Genomic DNA, 10365 nt, shown 5'->3' on the forward strand with positions numbered 1-10365 from the left:
TCCCGACGCCGCCGCAGAGGTCGGCGCGCGGCGCGGCCGCGGGTACGGGTCGACGGCGTCCGACAGGGTCGTCCGATGCACCCGGACAGGACGGCCCGGGCCGTCAGCCTTCGGCCTTGGCGAGGAAGTCGAAATCGCAGCCCTCCGGGGCCTGCGTGACGCTGCGCCGGTAGAGCGCCTTGTAGCCCCGGGTCGGGACCGGCGGCGGCCGGTGGTCGGCGAGCCGGCGGGCGATCTCGTCCTCCGCGACCAGGAGATCGACGCTTTTGTCCGTGATCGACAGGCGGATGCGGTCGCCGTCGCGCACCGCCGCCAGCGGCCCGCCGAGAGCGGCCTCGGGCGCCACGTGCAGGACGATCGACCCGAAGGCCGTGCCGGACATGCGCGCATCGGAGATGCGCACCATGTCCTTCACCCCCGCCTGCGCGAGCTTCTTGGGGATCGGCAGGTAGCCGGCCTCCGGCATGCCCGCCGCGTGCGGTCCGGCATTCTGCAGGACGAGGATGTCGCCGGGCGCCACGTCGAGCTCGGGATCGTCGATACGCGCCGCCAGATCCTCCAGGCCGGTGAACACCACCGCCCGGCCCTCCGACTCGAACAGCTCGGGCGTCGCCGCCGCGCGCTTGAAGATCGCCCCGTCCGGCGCGAGGCTGCCGGACAAAGCCACGAGGCCGCCGACCGGCGATACGGGATCCTGGGCGGTGCGGATCACCGCGCGGTCGACCCAGCCGGCGGGCTCGTCGAGCCGCTCGGCCAGCGTGCGGCCCTCCACGTCCACGGTGTCGAGGTGGAGGAGCGGGCGCAACTCGCGCAGGAGCGCCCCCATGCCGCCGGCGGCGTGGAAATCCTCCATGTAGCCCTGGCCCACGGGCTTCAGATCGACCAGCACCGGCGTCTCGTCGGAGATCTGATTGAAGCGCTCGGGCGAGATCCGGATGCCGAGCCGCCCGGCGATGGCGGTGAGGTGCACGATGGCGTTGGTCGAGCCCGACACCGCCATCAGCACGCGGATCGCGTTCTCGACCGATTTCTGCGTGATCACCTGAGAGGGCCGGATCTTCGACTGGATCAGCCGCACCGCCGCGCGGCCGGTCTCCTCGGCGGCCACCAGCCGGTCGGAATGCACCGCCGGGATCGCCGCGGTGCCGGGCAACGACATGCCCAGCGCCTCCGCGATACACGCCATGGTCGAGGCCGTCCCCATCACCGCGCAGGTGCCGGCCGTGACCGACAGCCGGCCCTCGACCTCGGCGATCTCCTCGGCGTCGACGGTGCCGGCCCGGTACTTGGCCCAGAAGCCCCGGCAATCCGTGCAGGCGCCGAGCCGCTGGCCCCTGTGGCGGCCGGTGGACATGGGGCCGGTGACGAGCTGGACCGCCGGCAGGTCGGCGGAGGCCGCGCCCATGAGCTGCGCCGGCACGGTCTTGTCGCAGCCGCCGATCAGCACCACCGCGTCCATCGGCTGGGCCCCGATCATCTCCTCGGTGTCCATGGCCATGAGGTTGCGGTACATCATGCTGGTCGGGTTGAGGAAAACCTCGCCGAGCGACACGGTCGGGAACGGCCGCGGCAGGGCGCCGGCCGCCAGCACGCCGCGGGAGACGGCCTCGACCAGCTCGGGCATGCCCCGGTGGCAGTTGTTGAAGCCCGACGGCGTCATGGCGATCCCGACCACCGGCTTGTTCAGGAGGCCGACCGAGATGCCCATCGATCGCGCGAAAGAGCGGCGCAGGTAGCGGGCGAAGTCGCGGTCGCCGTAATTGGTCAGGCCGCGGTCGAGGCCGTGCGGTTCGTCGGTCATGGTCGTCTCCTCGCGAGGGCGGCCTGGGTTCCCCCGGCCGTCCGGTCTGTCTCAGCGGTCGCCGGGCTCCCGGCTACGGAAGAGCGCGTCGAGCAGGCCCTCGAACGCCCGGTTCATCCCGCCCCTGTCGTTCTCGCCGCGATCCCGGCGGAGCGCCGCCTGCTAGGTTGCGGGCGCTCGCAGCACCGGCATCGGGATGTGGAGAGGCATGTCCCAGTTCGGCGTCGCTGACGAGGCCTCTCAAGGCATGGCCCACCGGATAGCCGTCCGGGAAGCGGCCGCGCGGGATCCGGAGCACGAAAAGCGCCGCAGCGTCACTGCGTCCAGCGCCGGAACCGGCAACGCCGCCGATCCGGGTCCGGCTCGACCCGGTGACCGACAGCACTGGCACCCGCCGTCGGCACGATCTGCCCGACGTTGCATCCGTAGCGGGACAGAGGTCGCTCCGGCCGCGGGCGATCTGTAGGACAATCCGGGCGTCGGCGAACCCGACGCTTCGCGCGGCAACCGGACACCGGGTCACGTCATGGGTTTGCGCAGAGTCGCGGTCGGGCTAACCCGGCAGGTGCGTGACGCCGTCCGCGGCCGAGCGGGCACCGCGTCACCGCGCGGTTCGACGGGTCGTGCGAGGACCGGGCTGTCGCGGAGATCGCTGGGCACCCTGATCGTCCTCGCGGCGACCTCGATCTGGCTGGCCGTCGCCGTCGTGCCCGACCTCCTCGGAAACGGCGGAGCCCTGTGGGCGATCGTGCACGGCGCGTGCGTCCCCCACGAGATGCGCGGACAGGGTCCCGCACCGTGCAGCTTGGTCGACCTGGAGGGCGGGGTCGAGAAGGGATACGCCATCCTCAAAGACCGCCGCGGGCGGGCGCAGTTCCTCCTGATCCCGACGGCGCGCATCACCGGCATCGAGAGCCCCGTGCTCCTCCAGCCCGGGACGACGAACTACTTCGCCAAGGCGTGGCGCGCCCGAACCTTCGTGGCGGACCGCCTCGGACATCCGCTCGACCGGCGCGACGTCAGCCTCGCGGTCAACTCCCGGCTGCGGCGGAGTCAGGGGCAGCTGCACATCCACATCGACTGCGTCCGCCGGGACGTCCGCGACGCTCTTCGCCGCCTCGCGCCCGCGATCGGTGATCGCTGGGCGCCCCTGGCCGAGCCGCTGGTCGGTCGCCCGTACAGGGCGATGCGCGTGCTCGGCGACGATCTCGGCACCGCGGACCCGTTCGACCTGCTGGCGCGCGTCGAGGGCGCGCGCTCGGCCATGGGCGAGCACGCGCTGGCTGTCGTGGGGGCCGAATTCCCGGGCGGGAAGCCGGGCTTCGTGCTCCTGGACGGCCTAGTGACCAGCCGCTTCGGCCGGGCGTCCAACGGCGAGGTCCTGCAGGACCACAGCTGCGGCCTGGCGGCGGAGGCCCCGTCGACCGGGCTCCGGCCTCTGGAATTCTGACGCGGGCGGATCCGGCTTCCGCCGGCTCGGGCGGCGCGGTGACGGCTGCGGGCCGCATCCCGGCCTGCCATGTCCTGAGCGACGTCGCGGCGGCTGGCCGCAACGCGCGCATCCGGCAAAGTCTTATAAATGATCTCAAAACTGAGCGCGCTGCCGCTGCCCGTGGGGAGACGCCTCGGGACGCAGGCCGGGTCTGACGACGGTCACGTTGGCGCCAACGCGATGCCGGCGCGGGCACGAACGGGTGGAACCCTGACACCTACCCTGGTCCCGTCGCGCGCGGGGCGTCACGGTATGGCCAACGGCAGCTCGGCATACCGATTATATATATGACACATGAGTGTTGACAGTCTTCCTCCGCGGCGTATCCTCATTCCGACGCCGACGAAGTCGCAGAACTCGCAAGATCGGCGCACAGACAGGTGAGGAGCGCCATGACGGCACGGAGCATCATCCGGCTCGTCGGGACGGTCGCGGCGCTGTGGGGGGCACTCGGCGCCGCCCGGGCCGAAGTCTCGACCGTTCGGCTCGCCAAGCAGTTCGGGATCTCCTACCTGCCCCTGACCGTGATGGAGGAGGAGGGTCTGCTCGAGAAGCAGGCCAAGCAGCGTGGCCTCGACGTCAAGGCCGAGTGGCTGCGCTTCACGGGCGGCTCGGGAATGAACGAGGCCCTTCTTTCCGGCAACCTCGATCTCGCGTCCGGCGGCGTCGGCCCGTTCCTCACGATCTGGGGCCGGACGCAGGGCAACCTCAAGGTCAAGGGCGTGGCGGCGCTGAACGCGATGCCGCTCTGGCTGGTGACCACCAATCCCGGGGTCAGGTCGATCACGGATTTCGGCCCGCAGGATAAGATCGCGCTGCCGACCGCCAAGACCTCGATCCAGGCGATCACCCTGCAGATGGCCGCCGAGAAGGCGTTCGGGCCCGGCCAGCAGGGCAAGCTCGACGCGCTCACCGTCTCGATGGGGCATCCGGACGCCCAGACCGCCCTGATGGGTGGCCGCTCCGAGATCACCGCGCATTTCGGCTCGCCGCCCTTCCAGGAGATGGAGCTGAAGGACCCGCGGGCCCGCAAGGTGCTCGACAGCTACGACGTGATGGGCGGCCCCCACACCTTCAACCTCGTCTGGGCCTCCAGCCGCTTCGTCACGGCCAACCCCACGGTCACGGCGGCCTTCCGGGCGGCGCTGGAGGAGAGCCTGACGCTGATCCGCGACGACCCGGCCCGGGCCGCGGCGCTCTGGATCAGGGCGGAGGGGTCGAAGATCTCGCAGGACGAGGCCGTCGCCCTCATCCGCGCGCCGCAGAACGCCTGGACGACCAAGCCGCAGCGCATGCTCGACTACCTCGCCTACATGAACCGGGCCGGGCTGGTCTCCGCCACCGCCGCCGGCGAGGATGAGCTGTTCTTCCCCGCGCCGGCCAGTGCCGGCGGCGCGCCGAAGGAGGCCACCCGGTGACGGCGGCCGTGGATCACGCCGCCGCGCACGGGGCGAGTGCGTCGCTGCAGGTCCACATCCGGCGGGGTGCGACAGTCGCGGCCTTCACGGTGCCGCGCCGGGCCAACCAGACCGTGCTCGACGTCGTCACCGAGATCCAGCGCGAGCAGGATCCCACTCTCGCCTACCGGTTCGCCTGCCGGGTCGGCATGTGCGGCTCCTGCGGCATGACGGTGAACGGGCGCCCGCGCTGGACCTGCCGCACCCGCGTGGCCGCGGTCGCGCCGGACGGGGTGCTGACCCTCGAGCCCCTCCGCAACCTGCCGGTGGTGAAGGATCTCGCGGTCGATATGGAGCCCTTCTTCGAGAAGTGGCGCCGGGCCCACGGCTACTTCGAGCCCGGCGAGAACCCGCCCGACGACTTCGCGACGGTCGAGCCGGACTCGCCCGCGCGCCAGGAGGTCGATGCCGGCATCGAGTGCATCAATTGCGGCGTCTGCTACGCGGCCTGCGACCTCGTCACCTGGAATCCCGACTATCTCGGGCCGGCGGCCCTCAACAGGGCCTGGACGCTGGTCAACGACGTGCGCGACCGCGACCGGGATCGGCTCGCCGCGGTGGCGGGCGATGCCGGCTGCCACTCCTGCCACAGCCACATGAGCTGCACCGAGCATTGCCCGAAAGGCCTGAGCCCGACCTTCTCGATCGCGGGCCTCAAGCGCGAGACCGGCAAGGCGGCGCTGCGCCGGTTCTGGAGGCGCGGATGAGCCCGCTCCTGTACCTCGCGCAGCGCGGCACCGCGGCGATCCTGGCGGTCACGGTCGCGGTCCATCTCGGCACGATCCTCTACGCGGTGCGCGGCGGGCTCACGGCCGGCGAGATCCTGGGCCGAACGCAGGGCAACCTCGCCTTCCTGCTGTTCTACGCGGTCTTCGTTCTGGCGGCCGCGATCCACGCGCCGATCGGCCTGCGCAGCGTCCTGCGCGAGTGGACCGGCTGGCGCGGCCGCTCCCTCGACGTCGCCATGATCGCCCTCTCGGCCCTGCTCGCCGGGCTGGGCCTGCGGGCGGCACTCGCGGTGTACGCGGCATGAGGACCGCCCCGGGCACGGCCGGGCGGGCCGGCATCACCCGCGCGTCCCTGCGCCGGCCCGGCTTCGCCGCCGCGCTGATCCACCGGCTCTCGGGGATCGCCCTAGCGCTGTTCCTGCCGATGCACTTCATCGCGCTCGGCACCGCGCTCCAGGGTGCCGACCGGCTGGAGAGCTTCCTCGGCCTCACCCATAACGGCCTCGTCCGCACGGCCGAATGGGGACTCGTCTGCGCGCTCGCCGTCCACATGGCGCTGGGGTTGCGCGTGCTCGCCATCGAGTGGCTGCGCTTCCGCGAGCGCGATGCCCGCGTCGTGGCGGGCTGTCTCGCGGCCGCCTTCGCGGTCGGCCTGCTGTTCCTCCTGAGCGGGGCCTGATCCCCCGACCGTCACCAGCGGAGACCCGCCATGGATCTCGACATCCGCGAATTCGAGGAGGTCTGCCGCGACCTCTACGTCCGCGCCCTGAAGATCCTGCCCCCCGACATCAAGGCGGGCTTCGCCGACCTGCAGCGGGCCGAGACCAGCGCCACCGGCCGCGCCATCCTCGACACGATGGTGGAGAACGTCGCGGTCGCGGAGCGCACGAAGAATATCCTCTGCCAGGATACCGGCATCCCGATCTACAACGTCGTGATCGGCGCCGACGTGCGCTTCGACGGCGCCGCGCTCAAGGCCGCGATCCGGCGCGGCTGCGAGCGGGCGACCAAGGACTTCTCCCTGCGCTCCTCGGTGGTCCACCCGATCACCCGCAGGAACGAGCAGACCTCCTGCGGCATCCGCGTGCCGATCATCCACGTCGACTTCGACGACCGGCCCGAGACCGTGGCGGTCGAGATGATCCCGAAGGGCTCGGGCTCCGAGAACGGCTCGTTCCTGCAGATGCTGCTGCCCTCGGACGGGATCGGCGCGGCCAAGCGCTTCGTCATCGACCGGGTGATCGAGCTCGGCGGCCGGGTCTGCCCGCCGACCATCGTGGGCGTCGGGCTCGGGGGCACCTCCGACCTGTGCATGCACCTCGCCAAGGTGGCGGCGACCCGGCCGCTGCGCTCGGTCTGCTCCGATCCCGAAGGCGCCCGGATCGAGGCCGAGCTGTCGCGGGCCGTGAACGAACTCGGCATCGGCCCGCAGGGGCTCGGGGGCCGGTCCACGAGCTTCGCCGTCCATGTCGAGCTCGCCGCGACCCACATCACCCAGAACCCGGTCGCGGTGAACATCCAGTGCCACTCGGCCCGCCGCGCCCGCGCGACGCTCACGCCCGGCGGCATCGCGTTCGATTGAGGAGCAGACCGTGGCCCACCACGTCCTCGACATGCCGGCCACTGAGGCCGAGATCCGGGCGCTCCGGATCGGCGACACCGTCACCCTGCGGCGCTGGCTGTTCGGCATCCGCGACGCGACCCTGATCCACATGTTCGACCGGGGCCGCCAAACCCGGCTCGACCTCGACGGCCACGCGGTGATCCACACCGCGCCGAACGTCCACCGCGTCCCGGTCTCCAACGAGGCGCCGGTCGGCTTCGCGCCGTTCTGCATCGGCACCACCACGTCGATGCGCATGGAGCGCTTCACCGACGCGCTGATGGAGCGCGAGGGCGTGCGCCTCATCGTCGGCAAGGGCGGCATGGGGCCGGCGACCCTCGACGCCTTCGCGCGGCGCGGCGGCGCCTACCTGGCGATCGTCGGCGGCGCGGCGGCGCTGGAGACCACCTGGATCGAGACCATCGTGGACGTCGACCTCGACGATCTCCATCCCGAGAGCCTGTGGCAGTTCGCGATCCGCGATTTCGGGCCGCTGCTGGTCGGCATGGATTCGCACGGCGGCTCGCTCTTCGCCGACGTGCAGCGCGACGTGGCCGCCCGGCGCGACGCCGTCATCGCCTCCCTCGAGAACGCCCGATGAGCCCCGAACAGGTCGAGACCGACATCCTGATCCTCGGCTCCGGCGGGGCCGGGCTGTTCGCGGCGCTCCACGCCAAGAAGGCCGCGCCGGACCTCGACGTCACCGTCGCGGTGAAGGGGCTGCTCGGCAAGTGCGGCTGCACCCGCATGGTCCAGGGCGGCTACAACGTCGCGCTGGCGCCGGGCGACTCGGTCGAGCGGCACTTCATGGACACGATCGAGGGCGGCAAGTGGCTGAACGACCAGGCGCTCGCCTGGACGCTCGTCACCGAGGCGCAGGTGCGGATCCGCGAGCTGGAGACCGAGCTCGGCTGCTTCTTCGACCGCAACCCGGACGGCAGCGTCCACCAGAAGGCCTTCGCGGGCCAGACCTTCGACCGGACGGTGCACAAGGGCGACCTGACAGGCATCGAGATCATCAACCGCCTGTCCGAGCAGGTCTGGCGCCGGGACGTGCACCGCCTGGAGGACCACCGCGCCCTGGAACTGATCCCGGCCCGGGACGGCTCGGGGCTGGCGGGCGTGCTGATGCTCGACATGCGCACCGGCGAACCGAAGCTGGTGCGGGCGAAGGCCGTGCTGCTCGCCACCGGCGGCGGGCCGACCATGTACAAGTACCACACGCCGTCCGGCGACAAGTCCTGCGACGGGCTCGCCATGGCTCTGCGCGCCGGGCTGCCGTTGCGCGACATGGAGATGGTGCAGTTCCACCCGACCGGGCTGCTCGCCGGCGCCGGCACGCGCATGACCGGGACGGTGCTGGAGGAGGGCCTGCGCGGGGCCGGCGGCTGGCTCCTCGATTCCACCGGCCAGCGCTTCATGGAGGCCTACGACCCACGGGCCGAGCGGGCGACCCGGGACGTGGTCAGCCGCTCGATCATGCGGCGGTTGCGCGACGGCTTCGCCACGCCGAGCGGGGGCGTCCACATCCAGATGAGCCATCTCGGCCCCGAGGACGTGCGCCGCCGGTTCAAGGGCATGGTCGAGCGCTGCGCCGATTGCGGCTTCGACCTCGCGGGCGGGCTCGTCGAGGTCATCCCCACCGCCCACTACATGATGGGCGGCCTCCAGTTCGCGGTCGACTGCACCACGGCGCTGCCGCGCCTTTACGCTGCCGGCGAGGATACCGGCGGCGTCCACGGGGCGAACCGTCTGGGCGGCAACGGCGTCGCGAATTCCACGGTGTTCGGGGGGCTGGCCGGCCAGTCCATGGCGCGGGCCGTGACGCGCGAGGGCCGCCTCGCCGAGCCCGATCCCGCCGCCATCGAGGCGGGCCTCGCCCGCGCCTACGGCCCGCTCGGCCGGCCGGCGGAGTCGCTGCCGGAGATCCGCGAGGCGCTCTACGAGACGATGTGGGCCGATGTCGGCATCCTGCGGGACGCGGCCGGGCTGACCCGGGCGCTCGCCACCCTCGACGGGCTCTCCGACGCGGTCGCCCGGGCCGGCGCGCCGGACGGCGACCGCCGCTACGCGCTGACCTGGATGGACCGGCTGAACCTCGAGAACCTCGTGCTGGTCTCCCAGGCGGTCGCCCGGGCGGCGCTCGCCCGCACCGACAGCCGCGGCGCCCATTTCCGCGAGGATTTCCCGGAGGCCTCGGACCTCGCGACCTCGCACTACACGGTGGTCCGCCAGCGCGGCGGGGCGCTCGACCTCGCGATGGAGCCGGTGCACTTCACGCATGTGCGGCCCGGCGGCTCGCTCCTCGACGCCGCCGCCTGAGGAGGACCCGCCATGCAGACCCTGCGCGGCGCCGACATCGTGGCCCGGACCCTGGAGGCGCTCGGCGTCACCCGGATCTTCACCCTGTCGGGCAACCACATCATGCCGGTCTTCGACGCCCTGCTGGAGACCGGGATCAGCCTCGTCCATACCCGCCAGGAGGCGGCCTGCGTCCACATGGCCGACGCCTGGGGCCGGCTGACCGGCGAGGTCGGCGTCGCTCTGGTGACCGGTGGGCAGGGCCACACCAACGGCGCGGCGGCGCTCACCACGGCGCTCGCGGCCGAGTCGCCCGTGCTGCTGCTCTCGGGCCATGCGGGCCTGTCGGAGCTCGGGCGCGGCGCCTTCCAGGAACTGGCCCAGGCCGACATCGCGCGGCCGATGACCAAGGCCGCCTGGACCGCCGGGTCGGTCGCTTCCCTCGGGCCGGACCTCGCCCGGGCCTTCCGGATCGCCCGGGAGGGGCGGCCCGGACCGGTCCATCTCAGCCTGCCGGTCGACCTGCTGGAGGCGGCCGTCCCCGCCGCGTCGGTGCGGATCCCGGACCGGGCCGCGGCCGCCATCCGGGCCGCCGAGCCGGCGCCGGATCTCGTGTCCGACCTCCTCGCCGCCCTCGCGGGGGCGGAGCGGCCGCTGATCGCCTGCGGCCCGGCGCTGTGCGACGCCTCCGGCCGGGCTGCCATGGCAACGCTAGAGGAAACTCTCGGCCTGCCGGTCGTCGGCATGGAGAGCCCGCGCGGGATCAACGATCCGGCGCTCGGCGCCTTCGCGGAGATCCTGGCGCGGACCGATCTCCTCGTGCTCCTCGGCAAGCCGCTCGACTTCACCCTGCGCTTCGGTGCGGCGCCCGCCCTCGCGCCCGACTGCCGCTTCGCCCTCGTCGATCCCGATCCGGCGCTGCTGGCCCGCGCGCCGGCCGACCGCCTCGCCGTCTCGGGCCTCGCCGATCCGCGGCCGGTGCT

Annotated in this window: 10 protein-coding genes; 9 read left to right on the forward strand and 1 reads right to left on the reverse strand. The window is 72.4% G+C overall.

Annotated elements, in window-relative coordinates; all coding sequences use genetic code 11:
- Nucleotides 1–103: 103 nt before the first annotated feature.
- Complete coding sequence (locus MOTC310_RS32400; RefSeq protein ID WP_331290201.1) at nt 104–1801, reverse strand: dihydroxy-acid dehydratase; 1698 nt, start codon at nt 1799–1801, stop codon at nt 104–106.
- A 565-nt stretch (nt 1802–2366) separates the two neighbouring features.
- Between MOTC310_RS32400 and MOTC310_RS32405 the strand changes: the two genes are divergently transcribed.
- The 9 genes from MOTC310_RS32405 to MOTC310_RS32445 all read left to right on the forward strand — a co-directional run.
- Complete coding sequence (locus MOTC310_RS32405; RefSeq protein ID WP_331290202.1) at nt 2367–3251, forward strand: CDP-diacylglycerol diphosphatase; 885 nt, start codon at nt 2367–2369, stop codon at nt 3249–3251.
- 434 nt (nt 3252–3685) lie between these two features.
- Nucleotides 3686–4711, forward strand: a complete 1026-nt coding sequence (locus tag MOTC310_RS32410; protein ID WP_331290203.1) for an ABC transporter substrate-binding protein — start codon at nt 3686–3688, stop codon at nt 4709–4711.
- On the forward strand, nt 4708–5457 hold the full coding sequence (locus MOTC310_RS32415) for a succinate dehydrogenase/fumarate reductase iron-sulfur subunit (protein WP_331290204.1): 750 nt from the start codon (nt 4708–4710) through the stop codon (nt 5455–5457). Before MOTC310_RS32410 ends, MOTC310_RS32415 begins: the two co-directional genes overlap by 4 nt.
- Nucleotides 5454–5783, forward strand: coding sequence for a succinate dehydrogenase/fumarate reductase transmembrane subunit (locus MOTC310_RS32420; protein ID WP_020094913.1), 330 nt, complete (start codon nt 5454–5456; stop codon nt 5781–5783). Before MOTC310_RS32415 ends, MOTC310_RS32420 begins: the two co-directional genes overlap by 4 nt.
- Nucleotides 5780–6157 carry a succinate dehydrogenase, cytochrome b556 subunit gene (locus MOTC310_RS32425; protein ID WP_091681695.1) on the forward strand — a complete coding sequence of 126 codons (378 nt, stop codon included), beginning with the start codon at nt 5780–5782 and terminating at the stop codon, nt 6155–6157. The genes MOTC310_RS32420 and MOTC310_RS32425 overlap by 4 nt, the downstream gene beginning before the upstream one ends.
- A 30-nt stretch (nt 6158–6187) precedes the next feature.
- Complete coding sequence (locus MOTC310_RS32430; RefSeq protein WP_042672195.1) at nt 6188–7060, forward strand: fumarate hydratase; 873 nt, start codon at nt 6188–6190, stop codon at nt 7058–7060.
- 10 nt (nt 7061–7070) lie between these two features.
- Nucleotides 7071–7682, forward strand: coding sequence for a fumarate hydratase C-terminal domain-containing protein (locus MOTC310_RS32435; protein WP_331290206.1), 612 nt, complete (start codon nt 7071–7073; stop codon nt 7680–7682).
- Nucleotides 7679–9403, forward strand: coding sequence for an L-aspartate oxidase (locus MOTC310_RS32440; RefSeq protein ID WP_331290207.1), 1725 nt, complete (start codon nt 7679–7681; stop codon nt 9401–9403). The genes MOTC310_RS32435 and MOTC310_RS32440 overlap by 4 nt, the downstream gene beginning before the upstream one ends.
- Before the next feature lie 12 nt (nt 9404–9415).
- On the forward strand, nt 9416–10365 hold a 950-nt coding region (locus tag MOTC310_RS32445), incomplete at its 3' end, for a thiamine pyrophosphate-binding protein (protein ID WP_331304752.1).

This window comes from Methylobacterium oryzae (genome assembly GCF_036441375.1).
Classification (GTDB): Bacteria; Pseudomonadota; Alphaproteobacteria; order Rhizobiales; family Beijerinckiaceae; genus Methylobacterium; species Methylobacterium oryzae_A.